At 70.7% G+C, this 17752-nt stretch carries 16 protein-coding genes; 12 read left to right on the top strand and 4 right to left on the bottom strand.

The annotated features are described in order from the left end of the window. Window positions 1–152: 152 nt before the first annotated feature. From OG266_RS39805 to OG266_RS39775, 7 genes are all read left to right on the top strand, one after another. Window positions 153–1391 carry a MurT ligase domain-containing protein gene (locus OG266_RS39805; protein WP_266468526.1) on the top strand — a complete coding sequence of 413 codons (1239 nt, stop codon included), beginning with the start codon at window positions 153–155 and terminating at the stop codon, window positions 1389–1391. A 19-nt stretch (window positions 1392–1410) separates the two neighbouring features. Continuing rightward, window positions 1411–2139 (top strand): type 1 glutamine amidotransferase, encoded by a 729-nt coding sequence (locus OG266_RS39800; protein ID WP_266468522.1) that lies wholly within the window; start codon window positions 1411–1413, stop codon window positions 2137–2139. Window positions 2140–2326: 187 nt separating this feature from the next. Next, the gene (locus OG266_RS39795) at window positions 2327–3352 is read left to right on the top strand and encodes a 6-phosphofructokinase (protein ID WP_266468516.1); all 1026 of its coding nucleotides are present in this window, start codon (window positions 2327–2329) and stop codon (window positions 3350–3352) included. Between the two features lie 147 nt (window positions 3353–3499). After that, complete coding sequence (locus tag OG266_RS39790) at window positions 3500–4453, top strand: cytochrome c oxidase assembly protein (RefSeq protein WP_371551772.1); 954 nt, start codon at window positions 3500–3502, stop codon at window positions 4451–4453. 160 nt (window positions 4454–4613) lie between these two features. Further along, window positions 4614–6155, top strand: a complete 1542-nt coding sequence (locus OG266_RS39785; protein ID WP_371551770.1) for a DUF6777 domain-containing protein — start codon at window positions 4614–4616, stop codon at window positions 6153–6155. A gap of 39 nt (window positions 6156–6194) precedes the next feature. After that, window positions 6195–8282 (top strand): protein kinase, encoded by a 2088-nt coding sequence (locus OG266_RS39780; RefSeq protein ID WP_371551769.1) that lies wholly within the window; start codon window positions 6195–6197, stop codon window positions 8280–8282. Between the two features lie 93 nt (window positions 8283–8375). Continuing rightward, on the top strand, window positions 8376–8558 hold the full coding sequence (locus OG266_RS39775) for a hypothetical protein (RefSeq protein WP_266471043.1): 183 nt from the start codon (window positions 8376–8378) through the stop codon (window positions 8556–8558). Between the two features lie 3 nt (window positions 8559–8561). Here OG266_RS39775 and OG266_RS39770 read toward each other — a convergent pair whose 3' ends face one another. The 4 genes from OG266_RS39770 to OG266_RS39755 form a co-directional block, all read right to left on the bottom strand. Continuing rightward, the gene (locus tag OG266_RS39770; protein ID WP_266468502.1) at window positions 8562–9767 is read right to left on the bottom strand and encodes a sensor histidine kinase; all 1206 of its coding nucleotides are present in this window, start codon (window positions 9765–9767) and stop codon (window positions 8562–8564) included. Between the two features lie 186 nt (window positions 9768–9953). Continuing rightward, complete coding sequence (locus OG266_RS39765) at window positions 9954–11681, bottom strand: cation acetate symporter (protein ID WP_266468500.1); 1728 nt, start codon at window positions 11679–11681, stop codon at window positions 9954–9956. 2 nt (window positions 11682–11683) lie between these two features. Then, window positions 11684–12043 (bottom strand): hypothetical protein, encoded by a 360-nt coding sequence (locus OG266_RS39760; protein WP_329548967.1) that lies wholly within the window; start codon window positions 12041–12043, stop codon window positions 11684–11686. A 9-nt stretch (window positions 12044–12052) separates the two neighbouring features. Continuing rightward, window positions 12053–12808, bottom strand: a complete 756-nt coding sequence (locus tag OG266_RS39755; protein WP_266468494.1) for a LytTR family DNA-binding domain-containing protein — start codon at window positions 12806–12808, stop codon at window positions 12053–12055. Between the two features lie 145 nt (window positions 12809–12953). Between OG266_RS39755 and OG266_RS39750 the strand changes: the two genes are divergently transcribed. The 5 genes from OG266_RS39750 to OG266_RS39730 all read left to right on the top strand — a co-directional run bounded on the left by OG266_RS39750 (window position 12954) and on the right by OG266_RS39730 (window position 17719). Next, on the top strand, window positions 12954–13457 hold the full coding sequence (locus tag OG266_RS39750) for an Lrp/AsnC family transcriptional regulator (protein ID WP_266468490.1): 504 nt from the start codon (window positions 12954–12956) through the stop codon (window positions 13455–13457). 123 nt (window positions 13458–13580) lie between these two features. Continuing rightward, window positions 13581–14393, top strand: coding sequence for a dimethylargininase (gene ddaH, locus OG266_RS39745; protein WP_329548966.1), 813 nt, complete (start codon window positions 13581–13583; stop codon window positions 14391–14393). Beyond that, the gene (rocD, locus tag OG266_RS39740) at window positions 14390–15616 is read left to right on the top strand and encodes an ornithine--oxo-acid transaminase (RefSeq protein WP_266468483.1); all 1227 of its coding nucleotides are present in this window, start codon (window positions 14390–14392) and stop codon (window positions 15614–15616) included. Before ddaH ends, rocD begins: the two co-directional genes overlap by 4 nt. Before the next feature lie 308 nt (window positions 15617–15924). Further along, window positions 15925–16650, top strand: coding sequence for a 1-acyl-sn-glycerol-3-phosphate acyltransferase (locus OG266_RS39735; protein WP_266468480.1), 726 nt, complete (start codon window positions 15925–15927; stop codon window positions 16648–16650). 43 nt (window positions 16651–16693) lie between these two features. Then, window positions 16694–17719: an NAD-dependent epimerase/dehydratase family protein gene (locus OG266_RS39730; protein WP_371551764.1), complete on the top strand. Its 1026-nt coding sequence runs from the start codon at window positions 16694–16696 to the stop codon at window positions 17717–17719. Window positions 17720–17752: the final 33 nt, after the last annotated feature.

The raw sequence follows: 17752 nt of genomic DNA, 5'->3' as shown, positions 1-17752 counted from the left end.
GCCGCAAGGGTACGGTCCTGGGAGGCGCGCGAATGTCGCGCGGGCACCGTAGAGGTGCCGCGATTCGGGCACGTGAGTGGATCTCGATAGGCTGAGGCCCACACGATGCCGGGGGCAGAGGCGCGGCGCGTACGCAAGGAGGATCGGACACGATGTCAGGCAACTCGGACCCGCTGACGCCGCGGGCCAAGCTGGCCGTGACGGCGGGCAAGGCGGCCGCGGCCGTCTCGCGGGCCGCCGGACGCGGAAGCGGATCGGTGATCGGCGGCCGGGTGGCACTCAAGCTCGACCCCGACCTGCTCGCACGGCTCGCCACACACCTGGACGTCATCCTGGTGTCGGCCACCAACGGCAAGACCACCACGACCCGGCTGATCGCGGAGGCGCTGCGCGCCGCGGGACCGGTCGTGTCCAACGCGCTGGGCGCCAACATGCCCGCCGGTATCACCTCTGCGCTCGCCGGGGGTTCGGACGCCAAGTACGCGGTCATCGAGGTCGACGAGAAGTACCTCTCCGGTGTCGCGCGCGACACCGACCCCAAGTGCATCGCGCTGCTCAACCTCTCCCGCGACCAGCTCGACCGTGCCGCCGAGACGCGGATGATGGCCGAGCACTGGCGCGAGGGCCTGGCCGGTTCCAAGGCCGTCGTGATCGCCAACGCCGACGACCCGCTGGTCGTGTGGGCCGCCTCCTCCTCGCCCAACGTGGTGTGGGTCGCCGCCGGTCAGATGTGGAAGGACGACGCCTGGTCCTGCCCGTCCTGCGGCGGTGTGATGCAGCGCCCCGGTGACGACTGGTTCTGCGGCGAGTGCGGCTTCCGCCGTCCGACGCCGAGCTGGGCGCTCTCCGGCGACCACGTCCTCGACCCGCACGGCTCCGCCTGGCCGATCCACCTCCAGCTGCCTGGCCGCGCCAACAAGGCGAACGCCGCCTCCTCGGCCGCCGTCGCCGCCGTCTTCGGCGTGCCACCGCAGGTCGCCCTGGAACGCATGTACCAGGTGCAGGCGGTGGCCGGGCGCTACGACGTGGTGCAGTTCATGCAGCGCGACCTGCGTCTGCTGCTCGCCAAGAACCCCGCAGGCTGGCTGGAGACGTTCTCGCTGATCGACCCGCCGCCGACCCCGGTCATCCTGTCGGTGAACGCGCGCGGCGCCGACGGCACCGACACCTCCTGGCTGTGGGACGTCGACTACACCCAGCTCACCGGGCACCCGATCTTCGTTCTCGGCGACCGCAAACTGGACCTCGCGGTGCGCCTGGAGGTGGCGAACCAGCAGTTCCAGGTCTGCGAGACCCTCGACCAGGCCGTGCAGCTGGCGCCGCCCGGACGCATCGAGGTCGTCGCGAACTACACCGCTTTCCAGGACCTGAGGCGTCGTGTCGGCAACTGAGCCACGAAGGACGAAGAAGATGAGTGACAACAGCCTGCGTCTCGTGTGGATCTACCCGGACCTGCTGAGCACCTACGGCGACCAGGGCAACGCCCTCGTCGTGGAGCGCCGGGCCCGCCAGCGGGGCCTCGACGTGGCCCGTCTCGACGTACGCAGCGACCAGCCGATCCCCACCTCCGGCGACATCTACCTGATCGGCGGCGGTGAGGACCGGCCGCAGCGGCTCGCGGCGGAGCGGCTGCGCCGTGACGGCGGTCTGCACCGCGCGGTCGGCAACGGCGCGATCGTCTTCTCGGTGTGTGCCGGCTACCAGATCCTCGGCCACGAGTTCATCAACGACCTCGGGCAGCGCGAGCCGGGCCTCGGTCTGCTCGACGTGACCTCCGTGCGCGGCGAGGGCGAGCGGTGCGTCGGTGACGTGCTGGGCGACATCGACCCGCGCCTGGGCCTGCCCCCGCTGACGGGCTTCGAGAATCACCAGGGCATCACCCATCTCGGCCCCACCGCGCGCCCGTTCGCGAACGTGCGGCTCGGCAAGGGCAACGGCACGGGCGACGGCACCGAGGGCGCGTACAACGACACCGTCTTCGGTACGTACATGCACGGGCCCGTGCTCGCCCGCAACCCGCAGATCGCGGACCTGCTGCTGAAGCTGGCGCTGGACGTGAACGCACTGCCGCCGATCGACGACCGCTGGTACGAGGCGCTGCGCAGCGAGCGCATCGCGTCGGCCCAGCAGCCCGCCTGACCGTCGTACACCTCCTGTCCGACCTGCCGTAACCAGCCCGTCTGACGGCCCTTCCGCACAGGTGAGCGGGGTCGTCCAGCAGGCGGACGCACAGTGCTGCCCCGCCCCCTCCTGCCGTTAGGGTGGCGGGGTCCAGCCGGACAGCGTGGTCCGGTTCCCGGCCCACGTTGAGAAGGTATTTCGGGCTATGCGCATTGGTGTCCTCACGTCCGGCGGCGACTGCCCCGGTCTGAACGCCGTCATCCGGTCCGTCGTGCACCGTGCCGTCGTCGACCACGGCGACGAGGTCATCGGCTTCCGGGACGGCTGGAAAGGCCTCCTGGAGTGCGACTACCTCAAGCTCGACCTCGACGCGGTCAGTGGAATCCTGGCTCGCGGCGGCACCATGCTCGGCTCCTCCCGGGTCCAGCCCGCGCATCTGCGTGACGGCGTGGAGCGGGCCAGGGGCCATGTCGAGGAGCTCGGCCTCGACGCGATCATCCCGATCGGCGGCGAGGGCACCCTCAAGGCGGCCCGCCTCCTCTCGGACAGCGGCCTGCCGATCGTCGGCGTGCCGAAGACCATCGACAACGACATCGCCGTCACGGACGTGACCTTCGGCTTCGACACGGCCGTCGGCGTCGCGACCGAGGCCCTTGACCGGCTGAAGACCACGGCCGAGTCCCACCAGCGGGTGCTGATCGTGGAGGTCATGGGCCGCCACACCGGCTGGATCGCGCTGCACTCCGGCATGGCGGCGGGCGCCCACGCCATCGTCGTACCGGAACGCCCCTTCGACATCGAGGAGTTGGCCGCCAAGGTCGGCGAACGCTTCGAGGCGGGCAAGCGGTTCGCCATCGTCGTGGCCGCGGAGGGGGCGAAGCCCCGCGAGGGCACGATGGAGTACGACGAGGGCGGCAAGGACGTCTACGGGCACGAGCGGTTCGCGGGCATCGCCCGCCAGCTCTCCCTGGAGCTGGAGGAGCGCCTCGGCAAGGAGGCCCGGCCGGTGATCCTCGGCCACGTCCAGCGGGGCGGTACGCCGACGGCGTACGACCGTGTCCTCGCCACGCGGTTCGGCTGGCATGCCGTGGAGGCCGCGCACCGGGGTGACTTCGGCAAGATGACGGCGCTGCGGGGGACCGACATCGTGATGGTGTCGCTCGCGGAGGCCGTGGAGACGCTGAAGACGGTTCCGGACGAGCGGTACGCCGAAGCGGAGTGCGTGCTCTAAGGATTCTGGCGGCCGCGGGTTCGTCGTGGCTTGTCGCGCAGTTCCCCGCGCCCCTAAAGGGGCGCCCCGGTCACTGTCGGCTGCGGAGGCAGTTCTACTCTGGTCCGGACAGACTGCGCACAACCAGTACGAAACAGGAGCCGGCGGATGGATCACAGCGGGCACGGCACGACCATGGATCTGCCGCCGTTCACGCTGGGGCGGGGGCTCGAGTGGTCCGCGGACCCGTTCTTCCTCGTCGCCTGCCTGGTGGGGCTCGCGCTGTACGGCTGGGGGGTCGTGCGGCTGACGCGGCGCGGCGACAAGTGGTCGGTGGGCCGCACCATCTCCTTCGTCATCGGTGTGCTGACCGTGATGCTCGTGATGTGTACCAGGCTGAACGACTACGGCATGGTCATGTTCAGCGTGCACATGGTGCAGCACATGGTGATCAGCATGCTGTCGCCCATCCTGATCCTGCTCGGGGCGCCGATCACGCTGGCGCTGCGCGCGCTGCCGGTCGCGTCGAAGCGTGGCGCCAAGGGGCCCCGTGAGCTGCTGCTGATGTTCCTGCACAGCCGGTACATGCGGATCATCACGCACCCCGCGTTCACGATCCCGCTGTTCATCGCGAGCCTCTACGGGCTGTACTTCTCACCGATCTTCGACTTCCTGATGGGCTCCAAGGTGGGGCACATCACGATGATGTGCCACTTCCTCGCCGTCGGCCTAGTCTTCTTCTGGCCGATCATGGGCGTGGACCCGGGGCCGCAGCGGCCCGGCTATCTGATCCGGATGCTGGAGCTGTTCGCGGGCATGCCGTTCCACGCCTTCTTCGGCATCGCGCTGATGATGGCGTCCGGGCCGATGGTCGAGACGTACAAGAACCCGCCCGCCTCGCTCGGCATCGACGCGCTCGCCGACCAGAACGCGGCGGGCGGCATCGCCTGGGCGTTCAGCGAGATCCCCTCCGTCCTCGTACTGCTCGCGCTGCTCTTCCAGTGGTACGCCTCCGAGAGCAGGCAGGCCCGCCGCACGGACCGGGCCGCGGACCGCGACGGCGACAAGGAACTCGAGGCGTACAACGCCTATCTGGCCTCACTCAACGCACGTAGTCGCTGAATTCCCTACCGATCCTTTCAGTTCTTCCCGTCGCTGAATTCCCTTCTTTTTTCAGCTTGCGTGAAACGCATTTCTATTCAGTAGCATGGGGGCGAAGCCTCGCGTCCGGTCTCTTGTCCGGCCCGCGAGGTCCACGGGGGAAACCGCAGGGGGAGCGGGCATGACATTTCGCGTGTCCATGCAAAGGGCCGGATTAACGGCGGCCCACAGGATCGCTTTACTGCTGGTCGGCGTGCTGATGGTCAGCGGATGCAGCAAATCCGAACAGTTGTCCGTGGTGCGGGCCATTGCCGCCGGGATATCGCAGGCCAATCCCTTCTTCTCGGAGGACGGCAGCCTCGGCAAGGACATGAGCCTCCCCGAGGCCCGCCCGAGCGGCGGCATACAGGCGAGCAACAGCCCTGGGCTGTACGGCGGCGCGACCGGCGGAGACGACGGCGGGGACGACGGCGCGACGGGCGGGGACGACGGTTCGTCGGGGCAGGGTGATGACGATGGGGCCACCGGTGAATTCGGCGGCTCGACGAAACCCGGCACCTGCGATGCGGAGAAGCTCAAGAACTTCCTCACCGACAGCAAGAACTCCGCGAAGGCGCAGGAATGGGCGCGGGTGCGGAATATCAGCACGGACGAGATCCCGGGGCATATCGATCAGCTCACACCCGTCGTGCTGCGCCACGACACTCTCGTGACGAATCATGAGTACAAGGACGGCAAGGCCGTCCCCTTCGACGCCTTGCTGCAGACAGGAATCGCGATCCTGGTCGACCCGCAGGGACTGCCCGCGGTGAAGTGCTCCTGCGGTAATCCGCTCCTTCCCTACGAGGGAAACGTCGAGAAGACGTCGGTGCAGTTCAAGGACGGAAACAAGAAGTGGGCCGGCTATCAGCAGGACCGCATCGTGGTCGTCAAGCCGCCGCCCGGAGACCAGCAGATCGAGCGGCTCCAGCTCGTCGACGTCGATGACCCCGACCACGGGATCAACCGCCCGATCGGCACCGAGGGCGAGGCGGACAAGTCCTTCGACACCCACGCGGAACTCAGGGTTCCGGCCGTCACGGGGATGACGTTCGCCGCGGCGGCCCAGCACCTGGTCGACGCGGGCTTGGTGATGACGTACGGCGGCGACTCCCTGCCCGCCGACGACGCCCTCGTCACCGCGTCCCAGCCCACCGAGGGCAGCACCCTCGAGTGGGGCGCGGCCGTGACGCTGTCCGTGCAGGGCGGACCCGACGACAGTGGTGGCGGCACGACCACTCCCCCGGACTCCGGAGGAGCCACCACGGGCCCGGGCGGATCGAGCACCGGGCCCGGGGAGTCCAGCACCGGCCCCGGGGAGTCCAGCAGCGGGTCGGGCGGATCCGACCCCAGTCCCGGTACGACGTCACCGGCGCCTTCCAACGGGTCGTCCGGCCCCTCGTCGCCGGGCGGCGGATCACCGTCCGGCGGCGGCTCCGACTCGCCGGGGACGTCGACGCCGCCGGGGTCGGGATCGGGCGGTGGGACGAGCTCGTTACCCCCGCCGAGCAGTCAGACGCCGCCGAGTACGCCTCCGCCCAGCACGCCGACCAGCGCGTCGGCCGTCCCCACGAAGACGGAGTCCGCCTCGGCCGGCCCGACAGCTACCGGGCCGACGGCGACCGCACCGTCATCGGCCGAGCCGACGTCCGGCAGCGCACCGGCGTCGAGCGCACTGTCCTGACCCGCGTACGAACCAGCGCAGAACCCGGGGAGCGACCGGATGGCACAAGGATCACCACAGTCGGGAGTGGGCCGGATCATCGCCGGCCGGTACGAGCTCACGGACCAGGTGGGCTCCGGCGGGATGGGCCATGTCTGGCTCGCCCACGACCGGCGGCTCGACTGCGACGTCGCGCTCAAGGAGATCAGGTTCCGCTCGGCGCCGGGGGCCGGTGAGGAGCACGAGTCCCGGATCGCACGGGCCCGCGCCGAGGCCCGGCACGCGGCGGTGCTGCGGGGGCACCCGCATGTGGTGACCGTGCACGACGTCCTGGAGCACGAGGGTCTGCCGTGGATCGTGATGGAGTACGTGGCGGGAGCGGAGGACCTGCGCGACCGGCTGGCGCGGCGCGGCCCGCTGGCCCCCGACGAGTGCGCCCGGATCGGCCTCGCGGTCCTGGACGCGCTGACCGCCGGTCATGAACGCGGCATCATGCACCGGGACGTCAAACCCGCCAACATCCTGCTCGCGCCGGACCGCACGGGCGCGCCCGGCTCCAGGGTCCTGCTCACCGACTACGGCATCTCCGTCCAGCCGGACTCCGCCGAGACGCGCTGGACCCTGACGTCCATCCTGGTGGGCACGGCCGGATATCTGGCGCCGGAGCGTGCCACGGGCGGGCCGCCGACCGCGGCGGCCGATCTCTTCTCGCTGGGCTGCACCCTGTACTTCGGTGTGGAGGGCTTCGGTCCGTTCGACCGCGACACCGATCTCGCCGCGGTCACCGCCGTGGTCCTGGAGGAGCCGCCGCCGCCACAGCGGGCCGGGGCCCTGGGGCCCGTCATCGAGGCGCTGCTGACCAAGGATCCCGCGCTGCGGATCTCGGCGGAGGACACGGCGGCGGCGCTCGCCCGGATCATCACGCCCCAGCCGCACCCGAGTACCCAGGTGGACGGAGGGTCGCAACCGCCCTGGGCGGGGCTCGTCACCTCAGACGGGACTCCGGCGAGCCTGCTTCCGCCGGGTGCGACACCACCGGGCCGCAGCTCCGGCGGCCCGGCCCAGGACCAGGGCCTCGCCGCACCCGGCCCCTACACCCCGCCCGCCCACGCCACTCCGTCCCCTGCTCCCTCCCCCACCGCCCACCCCGCATACGCCCCCACGTCCCAGGCACCCGCCGCCCCGGCCGCGTACGGCTCACGGCCGGGCCAGGTCTTCGGCCCACCGCCGCCCAGCAACCCGAGCACCCCGCAGCCCGGTCACGGCTACGGCCCGCCCTGGTCCGGAGGCCCGCCCACTCCGGTATCCGGCCCCTCGGGCAGGCGTCGCCGCAAACGCCCCCTCCTGCTGCAAGGCCTTGCGGCGCTGCTCCTCGCGCTGGGACTCGCCGCGGGCGGGGTCTGGTACGCCATGGCGAACAAGCCCGTGAAACCGTACGGCGGCACGGTCGGACTCTCCGAACCGCTCCGGAAGGGCGACTGCGTCCGGGGCGATCCGCCGCCCTCCTCCGTGGCCGGGGTGCCTCCGCTCACGCTCGATCCGAGCTGCAAGGACATGGTCCCGGACGGGCAGGTGATGGCGCTGTACAAGACCGCCTCGTACGAGGAGGCGAGCAAGCGGGGAGCGGCCCGGTGCGAGGAGCTGACGGAGGAGACCGCGGGGAAACTCGCGTGGAACGTACGGAGCATGGCGGTGGTGCCCACGCGCGAGGGCTTCGACGCCACCGGCGGCAATGTCGCCTGCCTGCTGGTCGGGAAGCACGGGCCGGTGTACGGCCCGCTGGGCGAGCTGCGCCCGTACGGGATGACCTTCGAGGACGCGACCCAGATACAGCGGGAGGACTGCCTCGGCCATGTGGACGGGGACGCGCGTGCGAACACGCACTACGACCTGGTCGCCTGCGACAAGGAGCACATGGGGCGGGTCGTGCAGATCACGCACCTCAAGAGCGTCTCGCCCGGCCAGGACCCCGACAAAGAGGCGGACAAGCAGTGCGCGAAGGACGCCCCGCCGGAGGAGTTCGACTACAGCTCCGACCAGTACTGGAGTCATGGTCTGCGCAGCACAGGGCTGTGGGCCAAGAAGTACTACCTCGTGGTCTGCGCCGTCGAGCACCTCGACAAGACCCTGATGCGCGGAGGCGAGTAGGCGGCCCGGCCCTGGCGAATCACGCCCTGCCGGGTGAAAATGGGCCCAAGGCCACGGCCCACGTCGCGGACCCGCCCCGAGGAGGGTGCTGAGATGCCCGGTTCGATGCCCGGTTCTACGCCTGGTTCGACGAAGACGATGGGAGTGCTCACCGTGGGCGGGCTCGTCGTCGTGACGGCCTACACGGTGGCGCTCGGCAGCAACGGCTGGCTGTGGTTCGGCTGGGTCGTGCTCGGCCTGATCACGCTGGGGATGGTGGCCTCGCGCAGCACCTGAGGCTCACTGGCGCGGGAGCGGCGCGGCCGAATGTACGCCCGGCTGGTATTTCGGCAGCCGGGCGGTGATCTTCATGCCCGCTCCCACCGCGGTCTCGATGACAAGGCCGTAGTCGTCCCCGTACACCTGGCGCAGCCGGTCGTCGACGTTGGACAGTCCGATGCCGTCCGAGGGGCTGACCTCTCCGGCCAGGATGCGGCGCAGCCGGTCGGGGTCCATGCCTGTGCCGTTGTCCTCGATGACGACGAGTGCCTCGGCGCCCGCGTCCTGCGCGGTGATGCTGATGTGGCTCTTGTCGGTCTTGCCCTCGAGTCCGTGCTTGACGGCGTTCTCCACGAGCGGCTGGAGGCAGAGGAAGGGCAGCGCCACCGGCAGCACCTCGGGCGCGATCTGCAGCGTGACCGAGAGGCGGTCCCCGAAGCGGGCCCTGACCAGCGCCAAGTAGTGGTCGATGGCGTGCAGTTCGTCGGCGAGGGTGGTGAAGTCGCCGTGCCTGCGGAACGAGTAGCGGGTGAAGTCGGCGAATTCCAGGAGCAGTTCGCGGGCGCGCTCGGGGTCAGTGCGGACGAACGAGGCGATCACCGCGAGCGAGTTGAAGATGAAGTGCGGGGATATCTGGGCGCGAAGCGCCTTGATCTCGGCCTCGATCAGGCGGGTACGGGACTGGTCGAGGTCGGCGAGTTCCAGTTGCACCGAGACCCAGCGGGCGACCTCGCCCGCGGCCCGGACCAGGACGGCGGACTCGCGGGGCGCGCAGGCGACGAGCGCTCCGTGTACCCGCTCGTCGACGGTGAGCGGGGCGACGACGGCCCAGCGCAGCGGGCAGTCGGGTTCCTCGCAGGTGAGACGGAAGGCCTCGCCTCGGCCGGTTTCCAGCGGTCCTGCGAGCCGCGCCATGATCTCGGTGCGGTGGTGCTCCCCCACTCCGTCCCAGGCGAGGACGGTCTCCTGGTCGGTCAGGCACAGCGCGTCGGTGCCGAGGAGAGTGCGCAGGCGGCGGGCGGACCGGCCCGCCGTCTCCTCGGTGAGGCCCGCGCGCAGTGGGGGTGCGGCGAGCGAAGCGGTGTGCAGGGTCTGGAAGGTGGCGTGCTCGACGGGGGTGCCGAGCCCCCCGAGGCTCCCGGGCCGCGCGGTGCGCCTGCCGAGCCAGAAACCGGCGGCGAGGAGCGGGAGTACGGCGACGCAGAGCCCCGCGATGAAGCCGCTCATGACGTGACCTCCGTGCGCACGTGTCGCCTCATGACGTGACCTCCGCGAGCGCCTGTCGCCTCATGGCTCGGTCACCGCGCGCGCATGCCACCCCATGACGCGGCCTCCACGCGCCGTGCCACCTCAATACGTGGCCTCCTCGGGCACGTATCACCCCATCACGCGGCCTCCCCCCGCCGTGCCGCCTCATGCCTTGGCCTCCGCCCGCACCTGGCCCCGGGCCAGCTCCTCCGGCAGATGGAAGCGCGCCAGGATCGCCGCGGTGCCCACCGGCACCCGCCCCGGCGTGGCGAGGGACACCACGATCATCGTCACGAACCCGAGCGGCACCGACCAGAGTGCGGGCCAGGCGAGCAGGGCGTGCAGCGGACCGGTGCCCGGAAAGCCCGCCATGGTCGCGCCGACGGCGACGAGGGCGGAGCCGCCGCCGATCAGCATTCCGGCGGCCGCGCCCGGCGGGGTCAGCCGCCGCCACCAGATGCCGAGGACGAGCAGCGGGCAGAACGAGGACGCGGACACGGCGAAGGCGAGCCCGACGGCGTCGGCGACCGGCAGCCCGCCCACGAGCATGCTCGCCGCGGCCGGCACCGCCATGGCGAGCACGGTGCCCAGCCTGAAGTGCCGTACTCCGCGCGAGGGCAGCACATCCTGGGTGAGCACGCCGGCCACGGCCATGGTCAGTCCGGACGCGGTCGACAGGAACGCCGCGAAGGCCCCGCCCGCGACCAGCGCGCCCAGGAGGTCGCCGCCGACTCCGCCGATCATCCGGTCGGGCAGCAGCAGTACGGCGGCGTCCGCCTGCCCGGTGAGGGTGAGCTCGGGGGCGTAGAGCCTGCCCAGCGCGCCGTAGACGGGCGGGAGGAGGTAGAAGGCGCCGATCAGGCCGAGTACGGCGACCGTGGTGCGGCGGGCGGCGACGCCGTGCGGGCTGGTGTAGAAGCGGACGACCACGTGGGGCAGTCCCATCGTGCCGAGGAAGGTGGCGAGGATCAGTCCGTACGTGGCATACAGGGGGCGTTCCTCGCGGCCCGAGGCCAGCGAGGTGGACATGCCGCCATTGCTGCCGCGGTCGGCCGCCGGGACCGGGTCACCCTTGGTGAAGGTCAGCCGGGTGCCGCGCTGGATGTGGTGGACGCCTGCCGGGAGTTCGACCCGCTCGTCCTCGTACCGTCGACCGTCGACGGTACCCGTCGCGGTGACGCCCAGCGGCTGGGAGAGCTTCAGGTCGAGGCTGTCGTCGACGCGGACGACGCTCTGCTCGCGGAAGGCGGCGGGTTCGTCGAAGGCGTCGCGCGGGGCGCCGTCGCTCTGCCAGGCGAGGACCAGGAAGAGCGCGGGGACCAGCAGGGCGGTGAGTTTGAGCCAGTACTGGAAGGCCTGCACGAAGGTGATGCTGCGCATGCCGCCCGCGGCGACGGTGGCGACCACGACGACCGCTACGAGCACCCCGCCGAACCAGTCGGGCGCGTCTGTCAGCACGGCCAACGTCAGTCCCGCGCCCTGCAGTTGGGGCAGCAGATACAGCCAGCCGACACCGACGACGAAGGCACCGGCGAGGCGCCGCACGGCCTGTGAGCCGAGCCGGGCTTCCGCGAAGTCGGGCAGGGTGTACGCGCCGGAGCGGCGTAGCGGGGCGGCGACGAACAGAAGCAGGACGAGATAGCCGGCCGTGTAGCCGACGGGGTACCAGAGCATGTCGGGGCCCTGGACGAGCACCAGGCCCGCGATGCCCAGGAAGGAAGCGGCGGAGAGGTATTCGCCGCTGATCGCGGCGGCGTTGAGCCGTGGCCCCACGGTGCGCGAGGCGACGTAGAAGTCGGAGGTGGTCCGGGAGATGCGCAGGCCGAACGCGCCGACCAGGACGGTCGCCACGACCACCAGGGCGACCGCGGGGACGGCGTAGTTCTGGTCCACGTTCAGCGGTCCTCGACCAGGCGCACGAAGTCCCTCTCGTTGCGTTCGGCGCGGCGCACGTACCAGCGGGCGAGCAGCACCAGCGGCGGGTACACGCAGAATCCGAGCACGGCCCACTCCAGGGTCGCGCCGTCCGGCATCGCGGCGAACACCAGGGGCAGCGGTCCGACGAGCAGCACCAGGACCGCCAACACCACGAGTGCCACCCGGAGTTGGCTGCGCATGAGCGAGCGGACATAGGTGTGGCCGAGGGTGGTCTGCTCGTCGATCTCGGTCCTGGGCCGGTAGTAGCCGGACGTCCTGCGGGTGCGCCGGGGCACACCGGTGACCGTGACGCGGCGTTCGGTCGGATCCTGCGGCACGCCGCCCCCTCAGCTCGTGGTCCGGCGCAGCAGCAGGTCGCGCAGTTCGCGGGCGTGACGGCGGCTGACCTGGAGTTCGACGGAGTCCACGAGGACGCTCACCGTGCCCGCGTCAAGCCGGAGTTCGCCTATGTGGCGCAGGGCGACGAGATGGCGGCGGTGGATGCGGACGAAGCCCCGGGAGCGCCAGCGCTCTTCGAGGGTGGACAGCGGGATGCGTACGAGGTGGGTGCCCTGGGCGGTGTGCAGACGCGCGTAGTCGCCGTGTGCCTCGACGTGGGTGATGTCCTCGACGGCCACGAAGCGGGTCACCCCGCCGAGCTCGACGGATATGTGGTCCGGGTCGGGTTCGTGCACGGGTATCAGCGGGGCGGCGTCCATGAGCTGGGCGGCCCGGCGTACGGCCTCGGCGAGGCGCTCTCTGCGTACCGGCTTCAGGACGTAGTCGACGGCCTTGAGGTCGAAGGCCTGGACGGCGAAGCCCTCGTGGGCGGTGACGAACACGACGAGCGGCGGCTTGGCGAATCCGGTGAGCAGCCGGGCCAGGTCGAGGCCGTCGAGTCCGGGCATGTTGATGTCGAGGAAGACGACGTCGATCGCCTCCGGGCCGTCCGGGCCGGACTCCAGCGCCCGGTTGATCCGGCGCAGCGCCTCGGTCGCGTCGCTCGCGCCCTCGGCGCCGGCGACCCGGGGATCGGCGTTCAGCAGATACAGGAGTTCCTCGAGGGACGGTTGTTCGTCGTCGACGGCGAGGGCGCGCAGCATGAAGGTGGAGTGTAGGAGGAATTCCCACGTCTGGACATGTGCGGGACGTGGAGGTTGCCGCTGGACGGGCGTGGATGCCGCCGGGGAGCGGCGTGGACGTCGCCGCCGCACGGGCCTGGCGGGTGTCGCTGGATACAGTGCCGCCATGAGCAGCAAGCCCGCGATGTTCGACGACATCGACCGCAAGATCATCACAGCCTTGATGGCGAACGCGCGGACCAGTTTCGCGGAGATCGGCGCGGCGGTCGGGCTCTCGGCCACGGCGGTCAAGCGCCGTGTGGACCGGCTGCGCGAGACCGGCGTGATCACCGGGTTCACGGCCACGGTGAAGCCGGCGGCGCTCGGCTGGCGTACGGAGGCGTACGTGGAGGTGTACTGCGAGGGCGCGGCCCCGCCCCGGCGGATTGCCGAGGTCGTGCGCAACTACCCCGAGATCGCCGCGGCCATGACCGTGACCGGCGGTGCGGACGCGCTGCTGCACGTACGGGCCACCGATGTGGAGCACTTCGAGGAGGTGCTTGAGCGGATCAGGGACGAGCCGTTCATCCGGAAGACGATCAGCTACATGGTGCTGTCCCATCTGCTGCCGGAGGCTCCGGAGGCGGGGGCGACCCACCCCGCCCCGGGTGACGCATCAAACATGCGCTGAGACGTCTGAAGACGCAGCAATCCTGCGCAGACACGCAGCCCTCGTCGCTTGTCGCACGTATCCCCCGTTTCTTACCGTGGAGGCACCGTCAGCCAACACCGCAGGAAGCGGAGGAACCTCTCTGTGCCCGACAGCCGTGTGCAACGCCCCCGGCGTTTTCTCGTCTGCGAACCCAGACACTTCGCCGTGCAGTACGCGATCAATCCCTGGATGCACCCGGACACACCCGTGGACGTGGACCTCGCCCGCGACCAGTGGCAGGCGCTGATCCGCGCCTACCGCACCCACGGCCACACCGTCGACTCCGTCGAGCCGGTCGCCGACCTCCCGGACATGGTGTTCGCGGCGAACTCCGCGCTCGTCCTGGCGGGCCGCGTCTTCGGCTCGTACTTCCATGCCCCCCAGCGCCGCCCCGAGTCCTCGGCGTACGAGACCTGGTTCAAGTCGGCCGGCTTCGACGTCTACCGCCCGGAGTCGGTGTGCGAGGGCGAGGGCGATCTGATCCCCGTGGGCAGGTACGTCCTGGCCGGCACCGGATTCCGTACGACCCGCGAGGCCCATCGCGAGGTGCAGGAGTTCTTCGGCGTCCCTGTGATCAGCCTCCAGCTGGTGGACCCGCTCTTCTACCACCTGGACACCGCGCTGTTCGTGCTCGACGACGAGAACATCTGCTACTACCCGGAGGCGTTCTCGCCCGGCAGCCGCGAGGTGCTCGCGCGGCTCTTCCCGGACGCGGTGCTCGCCACCCGCGAGGACGCCATGGCCTTCGGCCTCAACTCCGTCTCCGACGGCCGGCACGTCTTCGTCTCGCCGGGCGCCGAGGCGCTCGCCGGCCGGCTCGCGGACCACGGTTACGTCCCTGTCCCCGTCGACCTCTCGGAGTTCCACAAGGCCGGCGGCGGAATCAAGTGCTGCACTCAGGAGATCCGCTCATGACCGCTCCCGCGCTCACGCGTACGTCCGAGGAACTGATCCGCGCCGAGGCGCCCGTCCTCGCGCACAACTACCACCCGCTGCCCGTGGTCGTCGCCCGCGCCGAGGGCACCTGGGTCGAGGACGTCGAGGGCCGTCGCTACCTCGACATGCTGGCGGGCTACTCGGCCCTCAACTTCGGTCACCGCAACCCGGTGCTGATCGAGGCCGCGCACCGCCAGCTCGACCGGCTGACGCTCACCTCGCGCGCCTTCCACAACGACCGGCTCGCCCAGTTCGCCCAGTCGCTGGCCGAGTTGACGGGCCTGGACATGGTGCTGCCGATGAACACGGGCGCGGAGGCGGTGGAGAGCGCCGTCAAGGTGGCCCGCAAGTGGGCGTACGAGGTGAAGGGCGTCGCACCCGACCAGGCGACGATCGTCGTGGCCGCCGACAACTTCCACGGCCGTACGACCACCATCGTCAGCTTCTCCACGGACGAGACGGCCCGCGCGGGCTTCGGGCCCTTCACGCCGGGTTTCCGGATCGTCCCGTACAACGACCTCGCCGCGCTCGAAGCGGCCGTCGACGAGACGACTGCGGCCGTGCTGATCGAGCCCATCCAGGGCGAGGCGGGGGTCGTCATCCCGGCCGACGGCTACCTCGCCGGCGTCCGCGAGCTGACCCGCCGCAAGGGCTGCCTGTTCATCGCGGACGAGATCCAGTCGGGTCTGGGCCGCACGGGCACCACCCTCGCCGTCGAGCACGAGGCGGTCGTCCCGGACCTTCTCCTCCTCGGCAAGGCGCTCGGCGGCGGCATCGTGCCGGTCTCCGCGGTGGTCGGGCGCCGTGACGTGCTCGAAGTACTGCGTCCCGGCGAGCACGGCTCGACCTTCGGCGGCAACCCGCTCGCCGCGGCGGTCGGTTCGGCCGTCGTCGAACTCCTTGAGACCGGTGAATTCCAGCGCAGGGCGGCCGAGTTGGGCGTGGTCCTGCGGGACGGTCTGGCCGCGCTCGTGGGCCGGGGTGTCGAGGGCTTCCGCGCGCGCGGACTGTGGGCGGGCGTGGACATCGATCCCGCCATCGGCACGGGCCGCGAGATCAGCGAGGGCCTGATGCGCGAGGGCGTCCTGGTCAAGGACACGCACGGTTCGACGATCCGGCTGGCCCCTCCGCTGACCATCACCGGCGACGAACTGCGGTCGGCTCTCGGGGCGTTGGAGAAAGTTCTGACGCGAGGCGCCTGAAAGCGGCGCCCCGGCCCGGTCGTCGCCCTGACGCAGCACCGGGGTGGGGAACCAGCCGCAGCACGTGCGGCGAGACGCCGTTGGGGCGACACACCGGCCGGTGTGTCGCCCCAGCGGCGTCCCCACCTCGGCCAGCCGAGGCGCCAAGGACATGGCCGGTCCGGCATGATCGGCAGAGGTTCAGCAGGAGGCCGGTAAGGCACCGTTCCAACGGACCACACCTGCCCATACACTGACACCCCACCGCGCGCCGCTGACCTGCTAGAACGCGGCGGTTGAGCCGATCCGCCGGGGCGAGGAGCAACCACATGTTCTACTACGTGCTCAAATACGTGCTTCTGGGTCCGCTGTTGAGACTGGTCTTCCGGCCTCGGATCGAGGGTCTTGAGCACATCCCGTCGTCGGGGGCGGCCATCGTCGCCGGCAACCATCTGTCCTTCTCGGACCACTTCCTGATGCCCGCGATCCTCAAGCGCCGCATCACCTTCCTCGCGAAGGCCGAGTACTTCACGGGCCCCGGCATCAGGGGCCGGCTGATCGCCGCCTTCTTCCGCAGCGCCGGGCAGATCCCGGTGGACCGCTCGGGCAAGGACGCGGGCCAGGCCGCGATCCGCGAGGGGCTCGGCGTCCTGGCCAAGGACGAACTGCTGGGCATCTACCCGGAGGGCACCCGCTCCCACGACGGCCGCCTCTACAAGGGCAAGGTCGGCGTCGCGGTGATGGCGCTGAAGGCCCAGGCACCCGTCATCCCCTGCGCGATGATCGGCACCTTCGAGGCCCAGCCGCCGGGCCGGAAGATCCCGAAGATCCACCCCGTCGCCATCCGCTTCGGCAAGCCCCTCGACTTCTCCCGCTACGCCGGGATGGAGAACGAGAAGGCCATCCTGCGCGCCATCACCGACGAGATCATGTACGCCATCCTCACCCTCTCCGAGCAGGAGTACGTCGACCAGTACGCGGCCGTCGTCAAGGCCGAGGAGGCAGCGGAGCGCGCGGAGAACGCCCGCAAGTTCCCACGGCTGCCGCTGAGTTGAAAGCCCGGCAGCACTAGCCGTACGTCCTGTACATTTTATACGTATGAGACGTGCTGTAGTGATCGGAGCGACAGGGCAGATCGGACGCGCGGCCGTGGGCGCGCTCGCGCGGGACGGCTGGGAGGTGACGGCCGCCTCGCTCGGCGGCGGCCGGGACGGAACCTGGCCGGAGGAAGTGCGCTCCGCGCGGCTCGACCGGGCGGACGACGCGGCGCTGGCCGAGGTGATCGGCGACGGCTGCGACGTGCTCGTCGACATGGTCGCCTACGGGGCGGAACACGCACGGCAGTTGGCAGGGCTCGCCGATCGCGTCGGCTCGGCAGTGGTGATCTCCAGCGTGTCGGTGTACGAGGACGACAAGGGCCGCGGTTTCGACACCCAGTCCGAGCCGGACGGGTTCCCCGAGTACCCGGTGCCGATCCCCGAGAGCCTGCGCACCGTGCGGCCCGGTGACGACACGTACAGCAGCCGAAAGGCCGCGCTGGAGCACGAACTCCTCGCGGCCGCCGACCAGTTGCCGACGACCCTGCTGCGCGCGGGCGCCATCCACGGCCCGTACTGCCGCACACCCCGCGAGCTGTATGTCGTCAAGCGCAACCTCGACAGCCGGCGCAGACGGATCCTCGCGTTCGGCGGCACGAGCCGCTTCCATCCGGCGAGCGTCCACAACATCGCCGAGCTGATCCGCCTGGCTGCCGCGCGGCCGGGGCCGCGTGTCCTCAACGCCTGCGATCCCGAGGCGCCCACGGTGGCCGAGATCTGCGCGGCGATCGACGCCGTGATGGGCGTCGAGACGGAGAGCGTTCTGGTGGACGGCCCGCCGCCCGCTCCGACCGTGGGTGACACCCCGTGGACCGTTCCGGCTCCCATGGTCTGCGACATGTCGGCGGCCGAACGGGAGTTGGGCTACCGCCCGGTGGTGGAGTACGCCGAGTCGCTGCCGGAGACGGTCGCGTCGATCGATCGCCAACTGGCCGGACGGGACTGGCGGGAGGCGTATCCCAAGATGTTCCAGGCGTACGGGGATCTCTTCGACTACGCCGCCGAGGACGCCTGGTCGGCGACATGAGCGAGGGGCGGCCGGAGATCCGGCCGCCCCTGC

The organism is Streptomyces sp. NBC_00554 (assembly GCF_041431135.1).
GTDB lineage: Bacteria > Actinomycetota > Actinomycetes > Streptomycetales > Streptomycetaceae > Streptomyces.
The sequence above is the reverse complement of the archived record's forward strand: the minus strand, read 5'-3'. Positions and strand labels throughout refer to the sequence as shown.